The sequence below is a fragment of the Enterobacter sp. MGH 37 genome (genome assembly GCF_000534515.1).
Taxonomy (GTDB): Bacteria; Pseudomonadota; Gammaproteobacteria; order Enterobacterales; family Enterobacteriaceae; genus Enterobacter; species Enterobacter kobei.
In genome coordinates, this window is sequence record NZ_KI973205.1 from 1,510,605 (window position 1) to 1,533,879 (window position 23,275).

Consider the following 23,275-nt stretch of genomic DNA (forward strand, 5'->3'; position numbering starts at 1 on the left):
AGCATTAATGAAAAATGGGCAAAAATGAAAATGACTATTCACATACAGAAATAATCAGAGGGCCTGATGGACCAGTTAATGGCAATGCGTGCCTTTACGCGGGTGGTGGAATCCGGCAGTTTTACGCGCGCGGCGGATTCGCTGAATATGCCGATAGCCACCCTGAGCAAACTGGTGAAATCTCTCGAAACGCATCTTGAGATCCGCCTCCTGCACCGCACCACCCGCAGGGTCGTCACCACGCCTGAGGGGGCGGAATACTATGAAAAAGCACTCAGGGTGCTGATTGATATCGAAGATATTGACACCTCTTTTCGCGTTTCTCGCGCGACGCCAAAGGGGCATCTGCGCGTCGACATCGGCGGCTCCACCGCCCGCGACGTGCTCATCCCCCTGCTACCAGATTTCATGCAGCGCTACCCGGATATCCGGATCGATCTTGGGGTGGCCGACCGGCCCGTAGACTTAATCAGCGGTAACGTAGACTGTGTTATTCGCGGCGGCCCGCTGAACGACTCAACACTTATTGCCCGACATCTCGGCAATGCTGAAATGGTTACCTGCGCGACGCCGGGTTATCTGAAGAATCATGGCGTCCCGGCCTATCCGCAGGAGCTGCGCAACGGCCACAAATTGATAAGCTATCTCTCTCCGGTCACCGGGCGGGCCTTTCCGTTTCGCTTCAGACAGGATGGCGAGGCGCTGGAAATCAGCATTCCACACTATCTCGGCGTCAATGAAAGCAATGCCCATCTCGCTGCTGCCGCGGCGGGACTTGGGATTGTTCAGACTTTTGAGTATTCGGCAAAGCACTATTTGCAGACGGGAACATTGACGGCAATCCTGAGCGACTGGCGCCCTGCTGCCTATCCGTTTCATGTGGTTTACCCCCAAAACCGGCATTTAACGCACCGCCTGAAGGTATTTATTGCCTGGCTGGCGGAGGTATTCCCCGCCGCGCTGAAGGGATAGCCGGGCGCGAACCCGGCTGGGGCTTAGTTGAGTTTGTAATCGAGCGTGATGTCGGCTTTCAGCAGCTGCGACACCGGGCAGCCTGCTTTCGCTTTCTGAATGATGCCGTCAAACTGCTGAGGCGCGATGCCGGGAACAGTCACCTTGCTTTTCAGCGCAACCTTTGTGATGGCAAAACCGCCGTCGGTTTTATCCAGCGAGACGTCTGCAGTGGTATCAATGGAATCGGCGGTATAGCCCGCCTCACCCAGCATCAGCGAAAGCGCCATCGAGAAACAGGCGGCGTGTGCCGCGCCAATCAGCTCCTCAGGGTTGGTCCCCTTTTCACCCTCAAAGCGGGTGTTAAAGCCATAAGGCTGCTGATTGAGAACGCCGCTCTCGGTAGAAACCGTTCCTTTCCCGCGTTTAATGTCGCCAGACCAGTGTGCTGAACCGTGCTTATGAATAGTCATTCTTGCTCTCCTTTTGGCTTACAAAGGGTTAAGTATAGAAGGCTACTCAGATTCTGCGGCGAAGACAGAAGAGTCTTAGCCACTGAACACATGTTGCGCCAGTGCATCAAGGAATGCGCGCAGTGCGGCAGGTTGATATTCCCGGGACTGGTAAATGCCATGGATGGCAAGCGGTTTCGGCTCCAGCACGCTCAGAACCGGCACCAGTAATCCCTGCGCCAGCGCGTCAGATGCTTCACGCTCCGGCAACATGGCGATACCGCAGTGGTTAATCGCGGCGTCCATCAACAGCGATGAGATGCTGGCGCTCAGGTTGCCGCTGACGGCCACGCTCAGGCTTTCACCTTCCGGTGTAAGAAAATGCCAGGACTGCCCGGCGAAAAAGCTGTAGTGCAGGCAATTATGCTGCGCTAAATCTTCTGGACTGACGGGCGTTCCGTGCTGAGCAAGATAGTCCGGCGAGGCGCAAAGGACTGAACGACACTCCCCGAGTCGGCGGGCGATCATGCCCGGTTCGGGGGTGTCGGTAATGCGTACGGCGACATCAATACGCTCCCCTACCAGGCTCACCGGGTGGTTGTTCACATCCAGCTCGATGCGCAGCTGCGGGTAGCGCGCGAGCAGCCCGGGGAGCACCGGCGCAATCAGGTGCATGGCGGTAAAGTGTGCACAGGCGACCCGCAGCGTGCCTGACGGCAAATCTTTCTCCGACTGGCCCTCAATCTCCTGCGAGAGCTGCGAAAGCGTCCGCGTTTTCTGCAACACTTTTTCGCCGGCTGCGGTCAGCGTCAGCTTGCGCGTGGAGCGGTTAACCAGCCGTGTTCCCGCCCACTTTTCCATTTGTTCCAGGTAGCGGCTCACCATCGGTCGCGAGATCCCCAATGCGCGGGCCGCCGCGCTCAAACTTCCCAGCTCGCATATCCGGTTGTAGACCTGAGCGGCAATAACGCGATCCATATACGCTCCATTTGCTCGATTTATGAAACTAAGCATGTCTTGTTTCAGGAATTCTGACAAATACAAATATCCGTACAATAGAGACTTTCCTGAACCACAGAGACATGATGATGAAGCTTACTCGCCTTGCACTGCTTTGCGCCCTTTTCACACCGGCTGTTTTTGCCGCGCCGTTGACGATTGACACTTATAACCCGCAGGAAAAAGGCATTTTCGCGGTCTCTTCCACGCTGGTCTCTGGCCCGAAAGAAGCCGTTCTGTTTGACGCTCAGTTCAGCGTGAAAGATGGCGAAGCGCTGGTGGAGAAAATTCGCCGCAGCGGTAAAACGCTGAACAAGATTGTGATCACTTCCGGCGATCCGGATTTCTATTTTGGTCTGCAACCGCTGGTAAAAGCCTTCCCGAATGCCAAAGTGGTGGCCACGCAGCAGGTGGTTGACCATATTAAGGCCACCAAAGACGCCAAACTCGCCTTCTGGGGCCCGCAGATGAAAGACGGCGCGCCAACGACGCTGGTCGTTCCGCAGGTGCTCGCCTCAACCACGTTTATGGTTGACGGGGAAAAGATCGACATTGAACAACCAGACAGTTACGCGGCTTACGTGTGGATCCCGTCTGCGAAAACGATCCTCGGTGGCACCGGTGTCTCCTGGGGTATTCACGTCTGGACGGCAGATACCCAGACGCCTGCTCGCCGCCAGCAGTGGCAGCAAACCCTGGACAATATGGCTGCGCACAAACCTGAACGCGTGATCCCGGGTCACTATCTTGGGACTCCGCCTGCCGGAACGGGCGCGATTGATTTTACGCGTGGCTACCTGCAGCATTTTGAACAGGCTTTATCCGCACACAAAGACTCCGCGGGCGTTATCGGCGCGATGAAAAAACAGTACCCGGATCTTGCCGAAGAGAGCTCCCTGGAATTAAGCGCCAAAGTAAATACCGGCGAAATGAAGTGGTAAGTTAAAAACGGCTCCTGCTATATTTCCCCCATAGCAGGAGCACCGCCCAAATATCCTCGTTGCCCAACGTCCATTTATCCCCACGTTTTAAAAGTGCATAAAAGCATGCACTTATGATATTTTCGTTTCTAAGATGAATCTTAGCCACAACGGGTAAAATATTTGCCATTCTGTTTATGAATTACATTTTTTGCGAGCCGTACCATTAAACAGACAACGACACGGAGGCAGCATGTTTACTTATTACCCGGCTAATACTACAGCAGCACAACCTGAGCTCGTTAACGCGATTGCGCAGGGTCTTCACGCCGAACACGGTGCTGTGACTGAAGATGACATTTTGATGGAACTGACCAGGTGGGTGGAATCCACGGATAATGACATCCTCAGTGACATCTACCAGCAGACCATTAACTACGTCGTCAGCGGGCGAAACGCACCTTTGTAAAAACCTGCTAAGCTGGATCTGCAACCTAAGGGGTTACATTTCGTTTGCGTAAGCAAACTGGTCCTTAAAACTATCAACAGGATTGAGGAGTTAACATGAAATCGAACCGTCAGGCACGCCACATTCTGGGACTGAACTACAAGCTTTCTAATCAGCGTAAAGTGGTGATTGAAGGCGACCACGAAACGCAAGTCACTCACGCCACCGGCAGAAAACGCCACGCGGGCAAGTAAGTTCCAGACTGAGACAGAGAACACCATCGGCAAAACCGATGGTGTTTTTGTTTATGTGTTGCGGTAATTAATATTCAGCTCCTTTATAATACCGCCCGACCGCACCCCATCGCACAGGCCAGAAAGATGACAAACAGCAGTGTCAGGGACGGATCTTCAAAAAAAGAGTGAGTGACATGGACAACAAACTGAAAAAACATCGTTCCTTATATATCCCTTATGCCGGACCGGTTTTACTCGAATTCCCCCTGCTCAACAAAGGTAGCGCCTTCAGCATGGAAGAGCGCAGCAGCTTCAACCTGCTGGGTTTACTGCCCGAAGTGGTTGAAACCATCGAAGAACAGGCAGAGCGCGCGTGGATCCAGTATCAGGGCTTCAAAACCGAAATCGACAAGCACATCTACCTGCGCAACATTCAGGACACCAATGAAACCCTCTTCTACCGCCTGGTGCAGAACCATCTGGAAGAGATGATGCCGGTGATCTATACCCCGACCGTGGGTGCTGCCTGCGAGCGTTTCTCTGAGATCTACCGTCGCTCCCGCGGGGTATTCATTTCTTACCAGAACCGTCACAACATGGACGATATTCTGCAGAACGTGCCTAACCACAACATCAAAGTCATTGTGGTGACTGACGGCGAGCGCATTTTGGGTCTGGGTGACCAGGGCATCGGCGGGATGGGTATTCCGATTGGTAAGCTGTCACTCTACACCGCCTGTGGCGGCATCAGCCCGGCGTATACCCTGCCGGTGGTGCTGGATGTGGGCACCAATAACCAGCAGCTGTTGAACGATCCCCTGTATATGGGCTGGCGTCATCCGCGTATTACCGACGAAGAGTACTACCAGTTTGTCGACGATTTCATCCAGGCCGTGAAACACCGCTGGCCGGACGTGCTGCTGCAGTTCGAAGACTTTGCGCAGAAGAACGCGATGCCGCTGCTGAACCGCTATCGCGATGAGATCTGCTCCTTTAACGACGATATCCAGGGCACCGCAGCCGTGACCGTGGGTACGCTTATCGCCGCCAGCCGCGCAGCCGGCAGCCAGCTGAGCTATCAGAAAATCGTCTTCCTCGGGGCAGGCTCCGCAGGATGCGGTATCGCCGAACAGATTATTGCCCAGACGCAGCGTGAAGGCCTGAGTGAAGAGCTGGCCCGCTCCCGCGTGTTTATGGTTGACCGTTTCGGCCTGCTGACCGACGGTATGCCGAACCTGCTGCCGTTCCAGACCAAACTGGTGCAGAAACGCGAGAACCTGAAAAACTGGGATACTGACAACGAAGTCCTCTCCCTGCTGGACGTGGTGCGCAACGTGAAGCCGGATATTCTGATCGGCGTTTCCGGACAAACCGGCCTCTTCACGGAAGAGATTATTCGTGAGATGCACAAGCACTGCGAGCGCCCTATCGTGATGCCGCTTTCCAACCCGACCTCCCGCGTGGAAGCGACGCCGCAGGACATCATCGCCTGGACCGAAGGTAACGCGCTGGTTGCGACCGGCAGCCCGTTCGATCCGGTGGTATGGAAGGATAAAACCTATCCGATTGCCCAGTGCAACAACTCCTATATCTTCCCGGGTATTGGTCTGGGCGTGATCGCCTCCGGCGCGTCTCGCATTACCGATGAGATGCTGATGTCCGCGAGCGAAACCCTCGCGGGCCACTCGCCGCTGGTCAATGATGGTGAAGGGCTGGTACTGCCTGAGCTGAAGGACATCCACAAGGTGTCGCGCGCTATCGCGTTTGCGGTAGGTAAAATGGCGCAGCAGCAGGGCGTGGCAGTGAAAACCTCTGCCGACGCGCTGCAGCAGGCTATTGACGATAACTTCTGGATGCCTGAATACCGCAGCTATCGCCGTACCTCGATTTAATTCGCTCCGACCGTTCCCTCTCCCCGTGGGAGAGGGTTAGGGTGAGGGCATCAGACCGCACCATCGAATCCCACTAGCCAAACCCCCTTTCCCCCGCTACACTCCTTTCATCCATTAACCTACTGAATATATAAGGAGGCCAATTATGCTGTACTGTGAAATTTTCAATGTTTCACATACATTTGGTGATCGCACCCGCTCAAGCGTTATCGGTATCGTGCTGCGATAACTTCTGCTTGAGCGAAGACACCAACCCCTGAAATCCCTTCTCTCGGGCTTACTGAGTTATCGTCAGCGATGTTTGACGAGGCATAAACATGCCTGTAACTCTTGGGTAAGCAACAATGAGCACTTTACTCACTGCACAATCTTTACGTGTTGATACGGCGTTTGGCACGCTCTTCGACTCCCTTTCTTTTACGCTGAAAAAAGGCGACCGCATTGGCCTGCTGGGCGATAACGGCTGCGGAAAAAGTACGCTTTTAAAGGTGCTGGACGGCACAGACTCCCCCGCCGCCGGTACGGTAGCGCTGGCCGGGCACTGCCTGATGGCGCGCGTTGAGCAACATCTTCCGGACGCTATTTTCCCGCTGACCATGCTGGATGCCGTACTCGCACAGCTGCCTTTAGCTGAGCGCGATAGCCTGCGCTGGAAAGCCGAAACGCTGCTGGCCGGCATGGGCTTTACCCCGCAGGATATGACGCTGCGCTCCGCCACGCTGAGCGGCGGGCAACACACCCGGCTGCTGCTGGCGCGGGCGTTGATTCACGAGCCGGATCTGCTCCTGCTGGATGAACCCAGTAACCACCTCGATTTGCCGACCATGCTCTGGCTGGAACATTTTTTACAGAACTGGTCAGGCAGCTTCGTGCTGGTCTCGCACGACCGACAGTTGCTGGATGCCGTCACAAACGGCAGCTGGATCCTGCGCGATAAAACGCTGCACTACTTTGCCCTTCCCTGCACGGCCGCACGCAAGGCGCTTGAAGCAAAAGATGAAAGCGACGCGCAGCGCCACAAGGCGGAGCAAAAGGAGATCGACCGCGTGACCGCCAGCGCGAAGCGGCTGGCGACCTGGGGCAAGGTTTACGATAACGAAGACCTGGCCCGGAAAGCCAAACAGATGGAAAAACAGGTCGAACGGCTGAAGGAGAGCCAGACGGCGCTTACGGCTGGCAGCCAGTGGACGTTAACCCTGCGCGGCGATGCGCTTCGCGCCGACCGACTGCTGGAGATAGAAAACCTCGGCGTGCCGCCTGCGCCGGGGCTTTCTGAGCTGTTTAACATCGACATCGCGCGTCTGAAAAGCGGCGATCGCGTGGCGATTGTGGGTCGTAACGGCTGCGGAAAATCGTCTCTGATGAAGCTTATCTGGCGCTGTTTTAGTGATGAGCAGAGCGATACGGGGCTGAAACTTCATCCACGCGTGTCAGCTGGCTATTACGATCAGACGCTGAACCAGCTGCCGGATGACGCCACGCTGTTTGACGCGCTGGAGCCGTTCGCGCCCGACCCGCAACACAGAAAAATGGCGCTCATCAGCGCCGGATTTCCGTGGGCGCGTCACGGACAAAACGTCAGTACGCTCAGCGGTGGCGAACGCTCTCGACTGCTGTTTGTCGGCCTGACGCTTGCCCGCTATAGCCTGCTGATGCTCGATGAGCCGACCAACCATCTCGACATGGATGGCAAAGAGGCGCTGGCGCAAACCCTGCAGCAGTTTGAGGGCGGCGTCCTGCTGGTCAGCCACGATCGTCAATTAATTAGCCAAAGCTGCAACCGTTTCTGGTTAATTGAAGAGGGAAAGCTGAGCGAATGGCATGATGCAGAATCGGTATTCGAGCGGCTGCGTGAAAGCGCGGGACTGGTAACATCCCCAGCTCCCGTCGACGCCACGACCATGCCTGTATCCCCCTCTGACGATCTGCTTGAACGGCTTGTCGCGCTGGAAACATTGCTGGAAGACGATCTCGCGCGGAAGCCAAAGCATCAAAAACCGCAGCTACAGGCACAATGGCGTAAAGAAATTAAGGAGATAGAAGCACAGCTGTAACGCTGCGCCCGGCGAGCCTCTCGTCGGGCCAGTATTTTCCCCCTTAATTATTAGAGGAACATCCTTTTCTTAATCTGAAATCACCTTAAATGATGACATTATGTTGCGGGCACCTTGCATTACAGCGCTTAAGCATTAATCCTTGAGGAGTATTACACCTGCTATGCAGATACTCATCATGAACAAGGAGATACACATGAAGGCTGCTGTTGTTACTCAGGATCATCAGGTTAACGTTACCGAAAAAACCTTGCGCCCGCTCAAGCACGGGGAAGCCCTGCTGAAGATGGAATGCTGTGGCGTATGCCATACCGATCTTCACGTAAAGAACGGTGACTTTGGCGATAAAACCGGGGTGATCCTGGGCCATGAAGGGATTGGCATCGTCAAAGAAATCGGCCCTGGCGTGACGTCGCTGAAGGTCGGCGATCGCGCAAGCGTAGCCTGGTTCTTTGAGGGCTGTGGTCACTGTGAATACTGTAATACCGGCAACGAAACCCTGTGCCGCGATGTAAAAAATGCCGGTTACTCCGTTGATGGCGGCATGGCGGAAGAGTGCATCGTCACCGCCGACTACGCGGTAAAAGTACCGGACGGCCTGGATTCTGCTGCCGCCAGCAGCATCACCTGCGCAGGTGTCACCACTTACAAAGCGGTGAAGATCTCAGGTATTAAACCGGGCCAGTGGATTGCCATTTATGGTCTGGGTGGGCTGGGCAACCTCGCGCTGCAGTATGCTAAAAACGTCTTTAACGCCAAAGTCATCGCGCTGGATGTTAATGACGAACAGCTGAAGCTTGCCGCCAGCATGGGTGCGGATTTGACCATCAACTCCCGCAGTGAAGATGCCGCTAAAATTGTGCAGGAAAAAACCGGCGGCGCACATGCTGCTGTCGTCACTGCCGTCGCAAAAGCGGCCTTCAACTCCGCGGTGGATGCCGTGCGCGCCGGTGGTCGTGTGGTCGCGGTTGGTCTGCCACCGGAAGCGATGAGCCTGGATATTCCGCGCCTGGTGCTGGACGGCATTCAGGTGGTGGGTTCACTGGTTGGTACCCGTCAGGATCTGCAGGAAGCGTTCCAGTTTGCGGCGGAAGGTAAAGTGGTACCGAAGGTGACAATGCGTCCAATCGAAGACATCAACGCTATCTTCAAAGAGATGGAACAGGGTCAGATCCGTGGCCGTATGGTGATTGATTTACGCTCATAAGCGCTCATCATTTATCACCGCTCCTGAAAGGGAGCGGTTTTCATACAGCCGTACGAGCCTTAACGTGTGACTGTCTTGTCCGCAGATATCCGTACAACAGCAATGCGCTCATGGCCGAGAACGAGAGTATTGCCGCTGGTAGCGTGACGTAACGCCAGCTAAAGCCAAGGGTAATCATCATCCCGCCAAAGTACGCGCCAATCGCACTGCCGAGATTAAATGCCATCTGCCCCCCTGCCGCCCCCAGCATCTCACCGCCCTTCGCATTTTGCAGAAGCAGGATTTGCAGCGGCGCAGAGAGCGCAAACAGCCCGGCACAGCAGATAAAGCCCATGACCAGCGAGGCCGTTTTCTGTTCGCCAGTGGCAAAAAGCAGCAGCAGTGAGGCGACAATCACCATATCGGTGGTGGCGGCAATGCGCAGCGGGCTAAAGCGACCAGAGAGTTTACCGCTTAACAGATTGCCCAACACCATCCCAAGACCCATCAGCATCATGATGGCGGTCATCACCCCTTCCGAAAAACCAGAGACGTTAACCATAAAGGGCTTAACGAAGCTGAACCACGCAAACACACCGGCGTTACCAAACATAGTGGCGGCAAAAATCAGCCACGGTTCTGGTCTTTTCAGAAACTGGAACTGCTCGGTCAATTTGATTTCTGATTTGTCATGGAGGTGTGGCACCCAAAGGATAACCGACAGGATCACCAGCGCATCGAACACGGCAATCAGGAAAAAGGTATAGCGCCAGCTAAATGCGTGCCCCAGCCAGGTACCCAGCGGGACACCGACCAGGTTAGCCACGGTCATACCGGCGATCATCCCGGCCACGGCAACCGTTACCTTCCCCGGTGGTGCTATTTTAGAGAGGATAATCGCCCCGACGCCAAAAATGGCCCCGTGCGGAAAACCAGAAATTAAACGCCCCAGCGCCAGCCAGAAATAGGACGTGGAGAAAGTAAACAGCGCATTGCCGACAGCGCACATTGCCACCAGGAACAACAGCGTGGTTTTTAACGAGAACTTGCCCGAAAAGAGCGCCACAATCGGGGCACCAATCACCACGCCGAAAGCATAAAACGAAATCATATTCCCGGCCGAGGGAATAGAAATGCCGGTGTCGTGCGCCAGTTCGGTGAGCACACCCATAATGCCAAATTCAGCCATCCCCAGGCCAAACGTGCCAAGCGCCAACGAAAAAATTGTCTTTTTCATACCACGACCACAGGTTAAAAACTCGCGACGGGCATTATTGAACAAACTTGTATGGTGAGCCAGTTCAAATCAGCTGGCTGACACGTTAATCCATTAATTCAGGTACTTTATCCAACTGCTACGCGGCGGGAATGAAAACAGATAGCCCCGGCAGGAGTCAGGGCTTGAAAGGGTTTAGGGTGTCGTCTTTACAGTGCGCTTTCTGCCGATGATTTAGCGCGAGTAATCGCGCCAGCATTGAAAATTGGGTGCTCGTGATGGTTTGTTATGTCACGAACGCGATAGATTTTCCATGCGTCGTCTTCACGACGAAGAAATACTTCAAGGTGTATGCTTCTTCCGCCAGCCGCTCCCTCCAAAACCTGAACTACTTCCCCATTTAAAAATGGCCTTGCGTTTTCTACTCGTAACGCAGGTATCCATTCGCGAGAATAATCCTGAGTATACGTAAAGTAGTCAGACTCTATTAATTCTTGTTCAGAGATGTCCTGAATGGCATCAATGCGAGCAATAGTATCAGCAGAAACATATTTACGCAGTTCGTCGGCAGGGTAAGGCCTGACGTCATCGCTACCGAATGCGGAAAGATAGGATTTATAAAATGCTTCGGTAGCGTCTTGCGCACTTTGATCTTGCTTGGCAGCCGAAGTACATCCCACCAGCAACATTGCGAATGATAAAAATATCCGGTTCATCAATGCATCCTGTAAATTTTAAAGGGAGGTTGCATTTTGCGGTACCCAGGCCCCGGATACATGCCTTTTTGAACAAAGTCAGAAATCCACTGCGTGCCGTCATACATCGTCATGTGACCTATGCCATTTCCGCCGGGGTATGGTTGTATCACTGCGACATCGCCAGAAATTAACGTTGAACCGGGCGGCAGCTCACTGAATCCAGCACGCAATAATTCCGCCCCATAATCTTTTGCATAAGCAGTGTTAGATACCTTAACACCTCCAGCCAGAATGGCCAGGCGGGTAAACTTAGCACATTCACTATGAGAGTGTCCCAGAGCATGTGAACGGAGATACGAAACTGCAGCTTCTTTATTCCAACTCATTCTTAGTCCCTTTAAGTAAATAAGAGTGAAATTATCTTACTAACCGCACTTAGAGCGAGGGATTAAAAGTGCTGTAAAATTAATTCCATAAAAAAATTACGTATAATATCAGGTGGATTACACTTCATAGTGCGGCCTCGCTTTTTCCCGCGCCGGACAACCTGAGGATGACAATCATGGGAAGCAAGAAGAAAACCAGTGTCGCTGTTGATGTCGAAAAAAATGCACCGCTGAAAACCAAAGAGTACGAAAAAGAGCTTCGCCGCCTCCACGTTGAACTGGTGAAGCTCCAGCAGTGGGTCGTCGCCAAAGGGTTAAAAGTGTGTATTGTTTTTGAAGGGCGCGATGGCGCCGGTAAAGGCGGCACCATAAAAGCGATCACCGAGCGCGTTAGCCCGCGCGTTTTCCGCGTTGTTGCCCTTCCCGCACCCACCGAGAAAGAGAAAACCCAGCTCTATTTTCAGCGTTATGTTCCCCATCTGCCCGCTGCCGGGGAGATCGTGATATTCGACCGAAGCTGGTACAACCGCGCGGGCGTCGAGCGGGTCATGGGGTTCTGCACGCCGGAACAGGTGGAGAAGTTTCTCGACGGTACGCCGGTGATGGAAAAAGCGATGGTTGATGCCGGGATTATTCTGCTGAAGTACTGGCTTGAGGTGACACCGAAAGAGCAGGAGCGCCGTTTACGTGACCGTATTAACGACGGTCGTAAAATATGGAAGCTCTCACCGATGGATATTAAATCGTTTAACCTGTGGGATGAATATACCGTAGCGCGCGATGCCATGTTTGCGGCAACCGATACCGCCTGGGCACCGTGGTATGTGGCCCGTTCGGAAGATAAAAAGCGCGTGCGGCTGAATATTATTTCGCATCTCCTGACGCAGATCCCGTATAAAGAAATTCACGTTGAAAAGGTGGAATTACCGAAACGTAAAATTGGCAAAGTGAAACCGACGAAATACCCGTTCCGTTATTTGGAAGAGCGGTTCTAAGATTACTGGAAGACGGCTCGCAGAATGTAGATTACCAGGGGAAAAGGTATTGTTTTTTGTTGGCTGCGGTTGATAATGGCCGCACCAACAAAGGAGATACGAATGAAACACACAGTTGACCACACCCTCTCGCGAAGCATTAAACCAACAGTACCGTCGAGCCATACCTCACCAGATTCCGTTGCGCCGTGTCAGTCATCAGATGCGGATCGTTCATTCATTCACTCAATGAATGAGTTTGTGGAAAAACATGGAACCATTACTGATGATGAGTTTTTCAGGGTGCTTTAATGCTGAGACAATTTAATGTTTACCGGAATACCTCTACAGCAACCAGGGATAAGCTGCCTTACTATATGCTCATTCAGGATGATTATTATGATGATCTTGCCACGCGCGTAATTGTGCCACTTGTGAGAGTGAATAAATTACCGTTATGGCAGAGTCAGCTGGCACCAGCCGTAAATATCGATTTTGAAACGTTTCTAATTTATTCACCCATGATAACCAACCTTAACAACAATAAAATTAATCCCAAAGACTTTGTTTGTAATTTACGTAACACACGTCATGATGTTATAGCCGCAATTGATCGTTTATTAACTAATACATGACGCCAGTCGGCCAGGCATTTGTCCTGCCCGCGCAAGCGCAGCGCCGCCGGGCAAAGCCGACGGCGCTGGTCTTACTTCATCCCTTCCGTACTTTCCTGTTTCGCTTCCAGTCGTTCCACATCGCGATACCAGCGCGGGTGATGTTTCTGCGCCCAGCGACGACTCACCTTCCCTTCAATCATCCCTTTAATCGACCCCTTCACCCAGAACGCCATATACATATGGATCAAAATGGCATGGATCAGAATAATGGCTGAGGTGGCGTGGATCAGCAGCGCGTAGCGCACCACCTGAATCGGGAAATACGAGGCAAAATACGGACGCCAGATAATGACGCCCGTCACCAGCAGCACAAAAATCATGCTCATGATGGTCCAGAACATCATCTTTTGTCCGGCATTATATTTGCCTACTTTCGCCACTTTATGCTCGTTGCCCTTCAGCACTTCGACAATCCCTTTTAGCCACGGAATGTCCTGCTTATCCGGGATATTGTGATGGACGAAGCGCACGAACATAAACATCAGCACCACGAAAATCAGCACGCCAAAGAACGGGTGCAGAATGCGTCCCATCTGCGGGGTGCCGAAAGTTTCCGTCAGCCACTGGAGCGTAGGGAAGAAAAACGAGATGCCGGATACCGCCACCAGGAAGAAGCAAATGACCACCGTCCAGTGACAGGCGCGGTCGACAAACTTCGTGCGCACGATCATTTTCGACTTACTCATGATGCTCCTCCTCGTCGTCATCCACCTCTTTATTTGGCCCGATACCAATGTAGTGATAAATCAGCCCGGCAAAGGTGGCGATAAAGCCCGCTGCAGAGAGCGGTTTGAGCGCCCCTTTCCACAGGTTGATTGAGGTGTCGATCGCCGGATCTTTCGGCAGATTGTGATACAGCTCCGGCTGGTCGTTATGGTGCAGCACGTACATAACGTGCGTACCGCCCACGCCCTGCGGGTTATAAATACCCGCCTTGTCGTAGCCGCGCGCTTTGAGTTTGTCCACCCGCGCCTGCGCCACATCAAGCATCTCTTTCTTGGTGCCGAAGTGAATCGCCCCGGTCGGACAGGTTTTCACACAGGCAGGCTCCTGCCCGACGCTCACGCGGTCCACGCACAGTGTGCATTTATAGACCCGGTTATCCTCTTTATTGAGGCGCGGAATATTAAACGGACAGCCCGCGATGCAGTACCCACAGCCGATGCAGTTGTCCTGCTGGAAGTCGACGATCCCATTGGCATACTGAATAATCGCCCCCGCGGACGGGCACGCCTTCAGACAGCCCGGATCCTCACAGTGCATGCATCCGTCTTTACGGATTAACCACTCCAGCTTGCCGTTCTGCTCGGTCTCGCTAAAGCGCATCACCGTCCAGGATTTGGCGCTCAGATCCGCCGGATTATCGTAGACCCCGACGCAGTGCCCCACCTCGTCGCGGATATCATTCCACTCCGAACAGGCCACCTGGCAGGCTTTACAGCCCACGCAGGAAGAGACATCGATAAGCTTAGCGACTTCTGCCTTATAGTCCCGCGCACGAGGCGCGGGGGTAATCGGGTTGGTCGCGGAGCGTTTAATAATGTCTTGTGTTTCCATCGCCATTTAATCGCTCCTTACGCTTTCTCGATGTTGACCAGAAACGCTTTGTACTCCGGCGTTTGCGAGTTGGAATCGCCAACGTTTGGCGTCAGGGTATTGGCGATGTAGCCTTTCTGCGCCACCCCTTCAAAGCCCCAGTGCAGCGGAATACCGACCGTCTCCACCTGCTGACCATGAACGTTCAGGCTCTGCAGACGACGGGTCACCACCGCCACCGCACGGATAAAGCCACGCTTGCTGCTCACCTTCACGCGGTCACCGTTGGCAATCTCCTTCGCTTTCGCCAGCGTTTCGCTTATCTCCACAAACTGTTCCGGCTGGGCGATGGCGTTAAGCCGCGCGTGCTTGGTCCAGGTGTGGAAATGCTCGGTCAGGCGATAGGTTGTACCCACATACGGGAATTTGTCCTTTTTGCCTAAGCGCAATACGTCGTCTTCATAGATCCGCACCACCGGGCTGGAGACCACGTTCGGGTGCAGCGGGTTAGTGCCGAGCGGCGTTTCCATCGGCTCGTAGTGTTCCGGGAATGGCCCTTCTGCCAGCTTGTTGAGCGCAAACAGGCGACCCAGCCCTTCCGGCTGCATGATAAACGGCCCGGTATTGCTGCCCGGCGCGGCGGTGTTGTAGTCCGGGATATCATTCCCTGCCCACTTTGAGCCGTTCCACTGGATCAGCATGCGTTTTGGATCCCACGGCTTGCCGTTCACGTCGGCGGAGGCGCGGTTATACAGCACGCGGCGGTTCAGCGGCCACGCCCAGGCCCAGCCCAGCGTATTGCCCAGCCCGGACGGGTCGGCGTTATCGCGGTTCGCCATCTGGTTACCCTGCTCCGTCCAGCTGCCGGTGTAGATCCAGCAGGAAGATGCCGTGGTACCGTCATCACGCAACAGCGCGAAGCTGTTCAGCAGCTGGCCTTTTTTCGCCACCAGGCTGCCGTTGGCATCATAAATATCCGCCAGCGCAACGCCGTTGTTCTCTTTTGCCACTTCTTCTGACTCTGGACGATCCGGCTGCTTATAGTTCCAGCGCATTTTCAGCAGCGGCTCAGCGCCTTTACCGCCCTCGGTGCGATACATTTCGCGCAGACGATGGTAAATCCCGGCCAGGATCTCACCGTCATTCCGCGCTTCACCCGGCGCCTCCTGGCCTTTCCAGTGCCACTGCAGCCAGCGACCGGAGTTCGCAATGGAGCCATCTTCTTCCGCAAAGCAGGTGGACGGCAGGCGGAACACCTCGGTCTGAATCGACGCCGGATCGACATCGTTCGCTTCACCGTGGTTCTGCCAGAAGGTCGAGGTTTCGGTCACCAGCGGGTCGATGACGACCATGTACTTCAGCTTGCTCAGGCTGCGAACGACTTTGTTCTTGTCCGGGAAGGACGCTACCGGGTTAAAGCCCTGGCAGATATACCCCGTGACGTTACCCTTATCCATCATGTTGAAATACTTAATGACGTCGTACGCCTGGTCCCACTTCGGCAGCCACTCGAAGCCCCAGTCGTTCTCTTTCTGCGCCGCGTCGCCGTAGAAGGATTTCATCAGGCTGACGTAGAACTTCGGATAGTTGCTCCAGTAGTTCACCTGATCCGGCAGCGTCGCTTTTGGCGTGTTGGCCTCAAGATACGTTTGCAGATTTGCCTGCTTTTCCGACGGCAGCGTCAGGTAACCCGGCAGGCTGGTGGAGAGCAGGCCGAGGTCGGTGAGTCCCTGAATATTGGAGTGACCGCGCAGCGCATTTACGCCGCCCCCTGCCATCCCCATGTTGCCGAGCAGCAGCTGGATCATCGCCATGGTGCGGATGTTCTGCGCACCCACGGTGTGCTGCGTCCAGCCCAGCGCATACAGGAAGGTCGTTGTTCTGTCTGCCGCGCTGGTGGAGGCCAGCACTTCGCACACTTTCAGGAAGTCCGCTTTCGGCGTACCGCAGATGTTCTCCACCACGTCCGGCGTATAGCGGGAAACATGCTGCTTCAGCAGGTTCCACACGCAGCGCGGGTGCGTCAGTGTTTCATCGCGCATCGCATAGCCGTTTTCGTCGAACTGATAGTTCCACGAGGACTTGTCGTACTGGCGTTTTTCCGCGTCATAGCCGCTGAACAGCCCGTCGTCGAAGGCAAAGTCATCCCGCACCAGCAGGTTTGCGTTGGTGTAGTGCTTAACGTATTCCGCGTTAATTTTGTTGTTTTCGATCAGGTACAGCAGTACGCCGGACAGGAACGTAATGTCTGTGCCGGAGCGGATCGGCGCATAGATATCGGCCACCGAAGCCGTGCGCGTAAAGCGCGGATCGACGACGATCAGCGTCGCATCGTTGTTGTTTTTCGCTTCCATCGCCCAGCGGAATCCCACTGGATGGGCTTCAGCGGCGTTACCGCCCATTACCACCACGACGTTAGCGTTTTTGATATCAACCCAGTGGTTGGTCATCGCACCGCGACCAAATGTTGGAGCAAGACTTGCTACCGTTGGTCCGTGTCAGACGCGCGCCTGGTTATCAACCGCCAGCATGCCGAGAGAGCGCACAAATTTTTGCGTCAGCATGCCGGTTTCATTACTGGCCGCAGAGGCACATAACATACCGGTGGAAAGCCAGCGGTTGACCGTCACCCCCTCTGCATTCTTTTCAACAAAGTTGGCGTCGCGGTCGGCTTTCATCAATTTTGCAATACGGGAGAAGGCCTCATCCCAGGAAATACGCTGCCATTTGTCCGAACCTGGCGCACGGTATTCCGGATAACGCAGGCGGTTTTCGCTGTGAACGTAGTCCAGCAGACCCGCGCCTTTCGGGCATAACGCCCCACGGCTCACCGGATGATCCGGGTCCCCTTCAATATGATAAATCGCTTCTCTGGCGTTCTTCGCGCCATCACCCAGGCTGTACATCAAAAGCCCACAACCCACGGAGCAGTATGTGCAGGTGTTACGGATCTCTTTCGCGCGCAGCAGTTTATAGTTGCGTGCCTGAGCCAGCGCCATTTTAGGAGTGAATCCCAGCATAGCGGCTGTTGTTCCGGCCATACCGCCCGCGCAGATTTTAAAAAATTGTCTGCGGCTGACGTCCATTGTTGTCCTCGTGTTCAAATAAGACTTCGCGCCGCAAACTAACAGCAAAACCCCTTTTTTTTTTGCGTCAAATCAAGGTCGCGTGACTTCGCCCTCTTAATGGTCACCGCTCGCGCCTTCAAATAATCCTTTAGGGTTAAACACATGCGAGAATAATTCGCAACAGCGTCAGGATTAATGCTATATCTTTTTCCTTTGATTTTTTTAGCGATGAAGACGTAATGGACAGAAAGAGAGCAACGCTTATCGGGCTGGCAGCGATTCTGTTGTGGAGCACAATGGTGGGCCTGATTCGTAGCGTGAGTGAGGGGCTGGGGCCCGTCGGCGGTGCGGCGATGATATACACCCTCAGCGGATTATTGTGTCTGGTAACGGTGGGATTTCCTGATATTAAACGCTTTTCACCCAGGTATCTTATTGCCGGCAGCGTACTTTTTGTCAGTTACGAAATTTGCCTTGCCCTGTCGTTAGGCTATGCCGCCACGCGAGCGCAGGCCATTGAAGTGGGGATGGTCAATTATCTCTGGCCGAGCCTGACGATCGTCTTTGCTATTTTGTTCAACGGACAAAAATCAACGCTGTGGGTTATCCCCGGCTTAATCCTTGCACTGCTCGGTGTATGTTGGGTATTAGGGGGTGAGCAAGGATTACACTCTGATGAAATAATGCGCAATATTGTATCGAATCCTCTCAGCTATACGCTGGCTTTTGCCGGGGCATTTATCTGGGCGGCCTACTGCACGGTAACCCGTAAATTTGCTAACGGGCAAAACGGCATTACGCTGTTTGTTTTGCTGACGGCACTGAGCCTGTGGGTGAAATATGCGCTGAGCGATCAGCCGGAAATGGTCTTCACTGTTCCGGTTGTCGTGAAACTCGTTATGTGTGGTGTGTCGCTAGGGTTAGGTTATGCCGCCTGGAATGTTGGCATTTTGCACGGTAACGTCACGGTGCTGGCCGCCGTATCCTATTTTACTCCCGTACTCTCTGCCGCGCTTGCCGCCGTGCTGCTGAGTTCCCCCCTCTCTTTCTCGTTCTGGCAAGGCGCGCTGATGGTCTGCGTCGGGTCATTGCTTTGCTGGTACGCCACTAAAAAATAATTCCGAATCAACTGTCGGGTAATATTCATCCCGACAGCAAAAAATTAACATAAATTTAATATTTGGACGCGCGTTACGCTATTCTCCAGTTCGGTAGAGCACGCGTTTAACTTCTGTTTATATTACCCACTTGTCGTAAATTTGCGTCTCTTGATATTGACATAAACTGACACCGCCATGTGATTAATTGCCGCCAAATACTCACAATATTAATAGCACAAAGTGCAATAGTATGTTTCTGTGTGTTTCTGTCTAATCAACGGAATTTTCGTGCAATTAAGGGCGCAAGGCCGCCTTTTTCGGTTAAATACACTCTACCACCTCAACCAAAAGAACGGCATTACCGATAATTAACATATTTTATAACAACCCAATGAAACTATATTGACGAAAATAAACCCCACCCAAAATTGATTAAATACTCATCATTTCAGGCTATTTTTAGGCCATTTATCCGATCTTGATCACACTAAATGAAATTATTATTAATATTTTGAAACTTATTATTGAAAGAGGACTACAAGATTTTTAAAAATAACGTGCCATTGACGAGCAGCCTCGTTTAAAACTCGTTCAAAGTGGCTCAGGAAATACCTAAGAAAATTATAAGGAATATTTAAGATGAAACTTAAATTAGTTGCAGTGGCAGTGACTTCCATGTTGGCAGCAGGCGTTGTAAACGCGGCTGAAGTTTATAACAAAGACGGTAACAAGCTGGATCTGTACGGTAAAGTAACAGGTCTGCACTATTTCTCTGATGACGCTGGCAACGACGGCGACAAAACTTACGTTCGTCTGGGCTTCAAAGGTGAAACTCAGATCAACGATCAGCTGACCGGTTACGGCCAGTGGGAATATGAGTTCAAAGGCAACCGTTCTGAATCCCAGGGCACTGACGGCAGCAAAACGCGTCTGGCCTTCGCAGGTCTGAAATTCAACGAATTCGGTTCTTTCGACTACGGTCGTAACTACGGTGTTGCTTACGACATCGGCGCATGGACTGACGTTCTGCCAGAGTTCGGTGGTGATACCTGGACGCAGACTGATGGCTTTATGACTGGCCGTACGACTGGCGTTGCAACCTACCGTAACACCGACTTCTTCGGTCTGGTTGACGGTCTGAACTTCGCTGCTCAGTACCAGGGTAAAAACGATGACCGTAACATCACCGAAGCGAACGGTGACGGCTGGGGTCTGTCTTCTACCTATGAAATGGACGGCTTCGCTGTCGGTGCCACCTACGCGAAATCTGACCGTACTGACCGTCAGGTTGCTGCAGGTCGCGTAGCCAATACCGTTAACGCTGGCGGTGAAAACGCAGAAGTTTGGGCTGCTGGTCTGAAATACGATGCGAACAACATCTACCTGGCAACCACCTACTCTGAAACCCGCAACATGACCAACTTCGGTGACGGTTATATCGCGAACAGAGCTCAGAACTTCGAAGTTGTTGCTCAGTATCAGTTCGACTTCGGTCTGCGTCCATCCATCGCTTACCTGAAATCCAAAGGTAAAGATCTGGGTTCATACGGCGACCAGGATCTGGTTGAATACGTTGACGTTGGCGCGAGCTACTACTTCAACAAAAACATGTCTACCTATGTTGATTACAAAATCAACCTGGTTGACGACAACAGCTTCACCAAAGCAACTGGCGTTGCTACCGACAACATCGTTGCTGTCGGCCTGACCTACCAGTTCTAAGATTTGTCACGCTAAAAAGCCAGCCCATGTGGCTGGCTTTTTTTATACGGATTTCTGGCGTCAAAAAGGAGAACGCCATGCACCTGTTTAAAGGACGCTGCTTATGCGGAATGAGTCAGTTCAGCGTGAGCCTCAACCATTTTGATGTATATGCCTGTCACTGTACGCAATGCCAGAAGTGGTCAGGCGGCATTGCCATGTATCTTGAGACGCAGGGCGAGCCGCTTGTGGAGCAAGATTCCATTGCTCCGTCTCATTTCGCCTCATCCGCACGCGGAGAACGCTGGTTTTGTCCAGGCTGCGGCTGCCCGCTGTGGTTCAAACTGACCGCAACGGCGCGCTATTTTATTCCCTGGACGCTGCTTGAGATGAGCGAAGATGAACGACGCCGGCTGGTACTTGCAGCAGAAATCTATACTGAAACCCAACCCGCGTTTTTTGGCCTGACCGGGCAATACGCACGCTATAGCGGTTCAGAAATAGAAGCACGAGATGAACACTGCCTGCTAACGCCGTAAACTGCTGCCCGGCCAGCCTGCGCACCAGGCTTGTTTACTGCTTTGGCACCTTCGCCAGGCTAAACCACATTCCTGCCGCCAGCAGCAACAGCATGCCCCCCGCACTCCCCAGCGCCACGCTGTGGGAGGTAATAAACGCACTTTTCGCCGCCTCCGTCACCGAAGCCGCCAGTGCTGGCGTGAGATCCTGCGCCACCTTCATCGCCTCGCCGATGGATGACGAGGCTTTGTCGACGAGAGACGCATTCAGCCCATGCGGCAAATCAATCGACGCAGAGAAACTGCGGGTCAGCAGCAGACCAAAAATAGCGATCCCAAGCCCGGCCCCCAGTTCATAAGACATGGTTTCGATCGCCCCGGCAGCGGCGGCCTTTTCTTTCGGCGCGGCGGCCATGATTGCAGAGGTCGAGGCCAGCAGCGCGCTGGCGGCACTGAAGCCCAACAGCACCATCAGGCTCCACGCCTGCCACTGCTGCGTGCTGAAATCGAGCATCGAGAGGCCGATGAAACTGACCGCGCTGAGCCCCATGCCACCCGCAGCGACAATGCGTAGCCCCAGACGCCCCACCAGTACTCCGGCGATCGGCCCGCTAAACCCGCTCGCCACCATGACCGGAAGCATAAACATGCCGGCTTCGAATGGCGTAAAGCCGTGAACGAATTGTAATTCCTGCGCCATCAGCAGCTCAAAGCCCACCAGCGCGATCATCGCCGTCATCGCCATCACCACACCGCTGAGAATGATGCGGTGACAAAACAGGCGCATGTCGATCATTGGCACGCGGGCGCGCAGTTGAATACGCACGAAAATCAACAGCATCACCGCCCCGGTAAGCAACGTACAGGCTACCAGCCACGGCGACAGCACGCCTTTCAACGCGGTTTTGGCGCTGTAGACCAGCAGCAGGATCGCCACAATCAACATGATGGCATGGCTGATATTCAGCGGCTGCTCAGGACGCCCCTGTTGACGGGGTACAAAACGCGCGGCCAGCGACACCACCACCAGCACGATCGGGACGTTGATTAAAAACACCGATCCCCAGTAGAAATGCTCAAGCAGGATACCGCCAATCAGCGGACCAAATGCCGCCCCACCTGAACCCACGGCCGCCCAGACGCCAAGCGCGATATTACGATCCCGCGCGTCGGTAAACAGCGTGCGGATCCCGGCCAGCGTGGCCGGAATGATCATTGCCGCACCGATTGCCAGCGAGGCGCGCGCCGCAATCAGCCACCCGGCTGACGGCGCAAAGGCTGCCGCCAGGGACGACACCCCAAACAGCATGCTGCCGATCATTAACAATCGTTTAAACCCCATGCGGTCACCGAGTGCGCCCATCGGCAGCACCATACCCGCCATCACCAGCGAGTAGATGTCGATAATCCACAGTAATTCGTTACCGCTGGCGCCCAGCGTCATGCTCAATGTCGGCGCCGCCACGTGCAGCACCGTCGCGTCGATCGCGACCGGGATATAAACCAGCACGATAATCACTAACGCTAACCACTGACGAAACATAAATTTCCTTTTCATTTTAAACATGGACACATGTCCAGAATGCGATCCTACGTAAAGTTGAACGAGTGTCCAGCTTTTTGTTACACTCGTTTCATTCCCATTGAGAGTGAGTAAACATGCGATATCTGAGCAAGGATGAACGGCGGGAAGCAATCTTACAGGCCGCCATGCGCGTGGCGCTCGCCGAGGGGCTGGCGGCGATGACGGTGCGGCGCATTGCGACTGAAGCGGGCGTCGCTACCGGGCAGGTGCATCACCACTTTGCCTCCGGCGGTGAGTTGAAATCGCTGGCATTCGTTCGCCTGATCCGCGAACTATTAGATGCCGACGTAGCGGATGAACGTGCCACCTGGCGGGAACGGTTGCACAGCATGCTCGGCAGCGACGACGGTAAGTTTGAGCCTTATATCCGCCTGTGGCGGGAAGCGCAAATTCTCGCCAGCCGGGATCCCGAGATCAAAGCGGCTTATGTCCTGACCATGGAGATGTGGCATCACGAGACGGTGGTTATTATCCGTGCCGGGGCGGAAGCAAGGGCATTCACACTCACCGATAGGGCGGAAAATATTGCCTGGCGTTTGATAGGGCTGGTTTGCGGCCTGGATGGGATCACCGTATTAAATATGCCGGAAACGGACGATGCGGCGCTAAATAAACATCTCGACAAACTTATCACGCTGGAATTGTTTTAATACTCCTTCCGGAGTATTAATTCCCGCA

At 53.8% G+C, this 23,275-nt stretch carries 23 protein-coding genes; 14 read left to right on the top strand and 9 right to left on the bottom strand.

The window, feature by feature from the left end; all coding sequences use genetic code 11:
• Nucleotides 1-66 precede the first annotated feature (66 nt).
• Complete coding sequence (locus L383_RS16505; protein ID WP_014883899.1) at nt 67-972, top strand: LysR family transcriptional regulator; 906 nt, start codon at nt 67-69, stop codon at nt 970-972.
• Between the two features lie 23 nt (nt 973-995).
• Here L383_RS16505 and L383_RS16500 read toward each other — a convergent pair whose 3' ends face one another.
• Nucleotides 996-1,424, bottom strand: a complete 429-nt coding sequence (locus tag L383_RS16500) for an OsmC family protein (protein WP_014883900.1) — start codon at nt 1,422-1,424, stop codon at nt 996-998.
• A 75-nt stretch (nt 1,425-1,499) separates the two neighbouring features.
• Nucleotides 1,500-2,381, bottom strand: a complete 882-nt coding sequence (locus L383_RS16495) for a LysR family transcriptional regulator (RefSeq protein ID WP_014883901.1) — start codon at nt 2,379-2,381, stop codon at nt 1,500-1,502.
• A gap of 110 nt (nt 2,382-2,491) precedes the next feature.
• Between L383_RS16495 and L383_RS16490 the strand changes: the two genes are divergently transcribed.
• The 6 genes from L383_RS16490 to adhP all read left to right on the top strand — a co-directional run bounded on the left by L383_RS16490 (nt 2,492) and on the right by adhP (nt 9,159).
• Complete coding sequence (locus tag L383_RS16490) at nt 2,492-3,343, top strand: Vmh family MBL fold metallo-hydrolase (RefSeq protein ID WP_032628979.1); 852 nt, start codon at nt 2,492-2,494, stop codon at nt 3,341-3,343.
• A 232-nt stretch (nt 3,344-3,575) separates the two neighbouring features.
• Nucleotides 3,576-3,791 carry a biofilm-dependent modulation protein gene (bdm, locus tag L383_RS16485; protein WP_014883903.1) on the top strand — a complete coding sequence of 72 codons (216 nt, stop codon included), beginning with the start codon at nt 3,576-3,578 and terminating at the stop codon, nt 3,789-3,791.
• Between the two features lie 95 nt (nt 3,792-3,886).
• A complete protein-coding gene (gene sra, locus L383_RS16480; protein WP_008501714.1) occupies nt 3,887-4,024 on the top strand; it encodes a stationary-phase-induced ribosome-associated protein in 138 nt (45 codons plus the stop codon).
• Between the two features lie 176 nt (nt 4,025-4,200).
• Nucleotides 4,201-5,898 carry an NAD-dependent malic enzyme gene (locus L383_RS16475; protein ID WP_023330463.1) on the top strand — a complete coding sequence of 566 codons (1,698 nt, stop codon included), beginning with the start codon at nt 4,201-4,203 and terminating at the stop codon, nt 5,896-5,898.
• A 344-nt stretch (nt 5,899-6,242) separates the two neighbouring features.
• Nucleotides 6,243-7,952 carry an ABC-F family ATP-binding cassette domain-containing protein gene (locus tag L383_RS16470; protein ID WP_023330464.1) on the top strand — a complete coding sequence of 570 codons (1,710 nt, stop codon included), beginning with the start codon at nt 6,243-6,245 and terminating at the stop codon, nt 7,950-7,952.
• A gap of 196 nt (nt 7,953-8,148) precedes the next feature.
• Nucleotides 8,149-9,159 (top strand): alcohol dehydrogenase AdhP, encoded by a 1,011-nt coding sequence (gene adhP / locus L383_RS16465; RefSeq protein WP_023330465.1) that lies wholly within the window; start codon nt 8,149-8,151, stop codon nt 9,157-9,159.
• Between the two features lie 40 nt (nt 9,160-9,199).
• Here adhP and araJ read toward each other — a convergent pair whose 3' ends face one another.
• From araJ to L383_RS16450, 3 genes are all read right to left on the bottom strand, one after another.
• A complete protein-coding gene (gene araJ / locus L383_RS16460) occupies nt 9,200-10,375 on the bottom strand; it encodes an MFS transporter AraJ (RefSeq protein WP_023330466.1) in 1,176 nt (391 codons plus the stop codon).
• A gap of 188 nt (nt 10,376-10,563) precedes the next feature.
• Nucleotides 10,564-11,070: a YqhG/Tai3 family protein gene (locus L383_RS16455; RefSeq protein ID WP_023330467.1), complete on the bottom strand. Its 507-nt coding sequence runs from the start codon at nt 11,068-11,070 to the stop codon at nt 10,564-10,566.
• Nucleotides 11,070-11,438, bottom strand: a complete 369-nt coding sequence (locus L383_RS16450; protein WP_023330468.1) for a hypothetical protein — start codon at nt 11,436-11,438, stop codon at nt 11,070-11,072. Before L383_RS16450 ends, L383_RS16455 begins: the two co-directional genes overlap by 1 nt.
• 176 nt (nt 11,439-11,614) lie before the next feature.
• On the opposite strand from L383_RS16450, the gene ppk2 reads away from it, so the two are divergent.
• The 3 genes from ppk2 (at nt 11,615) to L383_RS16435 (ending at nt 13,047) form a co-directional block, all read left to right on the top strand.
• Complete coding sequence (gene ppk2, locus L383_RS16445) at nt 11,615-12,433, top strand: polyphosphate kinase 2 (RefSeq protein WP_023330469.1); 819 nt, start codon at nt 11,615-11,617, stop codon at nt 12,431-12,433.
• Between the two features lie 102 nt (nt 12,434-12,535).
• Nucleotides 12,536-12,724, top strand: coding sequence for a hypothetical protein (locus L383_RS16440; RefSeq protein WP_023330470.1), 189 nt, complete (start codon nt 12,536-12,538; stop codon nt 12,722-12,724).
• Nucleotides 12,724-13,047, top strand: a complete 324-nt coding sequence (locus L383_RS16435; protein WP_023330471.1) for a CcdB family protein — start codon at nt 12,724-12,726, stop codon at nt 13,045-13,047. Before L383_RS16440 ends, L383_RS16435 begins: the two co-directional genes overlap by 1 nt.
• A 71-nt stretch (nt 13,048-13,118) precedes the next feature.
• On the opposite strand, the gene fdnI is transcribed toward L383_RS16435, so the two are convergent.
• From fdnI to fdnG, 3 genes are read right to left on the bottom strand one after another with little or no spacing between them, the layout of a single operon-like run.
• Nucleotides 13,119-13,775, bottom strand: coding sequence for a formate dehydrogenase-N subunit gamma (gene fdnI / locus L383_RS16430; RefSeq protein WP_014883910.1), 657 nt, complete (start codon nt 13,773-13,775; stop codon nt 13,119-13,121).
• The gene (gene fdxH / locus L383_RS16425; RefSeq protein WP_023330472.1) at nt 13,768-14,652 is read right to left on the bottom strand and encodes a formate dehydrogenase subunit beta; all 885 of its coding nucleotides are present in this window, start codon (nt 14,650-14,652) and stop codon (nt 13,768-13,770) included. Before fdxH ends, fdnI begins: the two co-directional genes overlap by 8 nt.
• An 11-nt stretch (nt 14,653-14,663) precedes the next feature.
• Nucleotides 14,664-17,711: a formate dehydrogenase-N subunit alpha gene (fdnG, locus tag L383_RS16420; RefSeq protein ID WP_094166623.1), complete on the bottom strand. Its 3,048-nt coding sequence runs from the start codon at nt 17,709-17,711 to the stop codon at nt 14,664-14,666.
• Between the two features lie 221 nt (nt 17,712-17,932).
• Here fdnG and yddG point away from each other — a divergent pair, with 221 nt between their 5' ends.
• From yddG to L383_RS16400, 3 genes are all read left to right on the top strand, one after another.
• Complete coding sequence (yddG, locus tag L383_RS16410) at nt 17,933-18,811, top strand: aromatic amino acid DMT transporter YddG (protein ID WP_014883914.1); 879 nt, start codon at nt 17,933-17,935, stop codon at nt 18,809-18,811.
• 621 nt (nt 18,812-19,432) lie between these two features.
• Entirely contained in the window at nt 19,433-20,515 is a 1,083-nt protein-coding gene (gene ompC, locus L383_RS16405; protein WP_014883915.1) for a porin OmpC, read from the top strand.
• Nucleotides 20,516-20,592: 77 nt separating this feature from the next.
• Entirely contained in the window at nt 20,593-21,033 is a 441-nt protein-coding gene (locus tag L383_RS16400; protein WP_014883916.1) for a GFA family protein, read from the top strand.
• Nucleotides 21,034-21,067: 34 nt separating this feature from the next.
• Here L383_RS16400 and L383_RS16395 read toward each other — a convergent pair whose 3' ends face one another.
• Nucleotides 21,068-22,555, bottom strand: coding sequence for an MFS transporter (locus L383_RS16395; RefSeq protein ID WP_014883917.1), 1,488 nt, complete (start codon nt 22,553-22,555; stop codon nt 21,068-21,070).
• A gap of 116 nt (nt 22,556-22,671) precedes the next feature.
• On the opposite strand from L383_RS16395, the gene L383_RS16390 reads away from it, so the two are divergent.
• Nucleotides 22,672-23,247: a TetR family transcriptional regulator gene (locus tag L383_RS16390; RefSeq protein ID WP_023330474.1), complete on the top strand. Its 576-nt coding sequence runs from the start codon at nt 22,672-22,674 to the stop codon at nt 23,245-23,247.
• Nucleotides 23,248-23,275: the final 28 nt, after the last annotated feature.

Bases quoted from the DNA above. Each gene is read 5' to 3' on its own strand.
- L383_RS16505 (WP_014883899.1), top strand. From the start codon at position 67: ATGGACCAGTTAATGGCAATGCGTGCCTTTACGCGGGTGGTGGAATCC.
- L383_RS16500 (WP_014883900.1), bottom strand. From the start codon at position 1,424: ATGACTATTCATAAGCACGGTTCAGCACACTGGTCTGGCGACATTAAA.
- L383_RS16495 (WP_014883901.1), bottom strand. From the start codon at position 2,381: ATGGATCGCGTTATTGCCGCTCAGGTCTACAACCGGATATGCGAGCTG.
- L383_RS16490 (WP_032628979.1), top strand. From the start codon at position 2,492: ATGAAGCTTACTCGCCTTGCACTGCTTTGCGCCCTTTTCACACCGGCT.
- bdm (WP_014883903.1), top strand. From the start codon at position 3,576: ATGTTTACTTATTACCCGGCTAATACTACAGCAGCACAACCTGAGCTC.
- sra (WP_008501714.1), top strand. From the start codon at position 3,887: ATGAAATCGAACCGTCAGGCACGCCACATTCTGGGACTGAACTACAAG.
- L383_RS16475 (WP_023330463.1), top strand. From the start codon at position 4,201: ATGGACAACAAACTGAAAAAACATCGTTCCTTATATATCCCTTATGCC.
- L383_RS16470 (WP_023330464.1), top strand. From the start codon at position 6,243: ATGAGCACTTTACTCACTGCACAATCTTTACGTGTTGATACGGCGTTT.
- adhP (WP_023330465.1), top strand. From the start codon at position 8,149: ATGAAGGCTGCTGTTGTTACTCAGGATCATCAGGTTAACGTTACCGAA.
- araJ (WP_023330466.1), bottom strand. From the start codon at position 10,375: ATGAAAAAGACAATTTTTTCGTTGGCGCTTGGCACGTTTGGCCTGGGG.
- L383_RS16455 (WP_023330467.1), bottom strand. From the start codon at position 11,070: ATGAACCGGATATTTTTATCATTCGCAATGTTGCTGGTGGGATGTACT.
- L383_RS16450 (WP_023330468.1), bottom strand. From the start codon at position 11,438: ATGAGTTGGAATAAAGAAGCTGCAGTTTCGTATCTCCGTTCACATGCT.
- ppk2 (WP_023330469.1), top strand. From the start codon at position 11,615: ATGGGAAGCAAGAAGAAAACCAGTGTCGCTGTTGATGTCGAAAAAAAT.
- L383_RS16440 (WP_023330470.1), top strand. From the start codon at position 12,536: ATGAAACACACAGTTGACCACACCCTCTCGCGAAGCATTAAACCAACA.
- L383_RS16435 (WP_023330471.1), top strand. From the start codon at position 12,724: ATGCTGAGACAATTTAATGTTTACCGGAATACCTCTACAGCAACCAGG.
- fdnI (WP_014883910.1), bottom strand. From the start codon at position 13,775: ATGAGTAAGTCGAAAATGATCGTGCGCACGAAGTTTGTCGACCGCGCC.
- fdxH (WP_023330472.1), bottom strand. From the start codon at position 14,652: ATGGCGATGGAAACACAAGACATTATTAAACGCTCCGCGACCAACCCG.
- yddG (WP_014883914.1), top strand. From the start codon at position 17,933: ATGGACAGAAAGAGAGCAACGCTTATCGGGCTGGCAGCGATTCTGTTG.
- ompC (WP_014883915.1), top strand. From the start codon at position 19,433: ATGAAACTTAAATTAGTTGCAGTGGCAGTGACTTCCATGTTGGCAGCA.
- L383_RS16400 (WP_014883916.1), top strand. From the start codon at position 20,593: ATGCACCTGTTTAAAGGACGCTGCTTATGCGGAATGAGTCAGTTCAGC.
- L383_RS16395 (WP_014883917.1), bottom strand. From the start codon at position 22,555: ATGTTTCGTCAGTGGTTAGCGTTAGTGATTATCGTGCTGGTTTATATC.
- L383_RS16390 (WP_023330474.1), top strand. From the start codon at position 22,672: ATGCGATATCTGAGCAAGGATGAACGGCGGGAAGCAATCTTACAGGCC.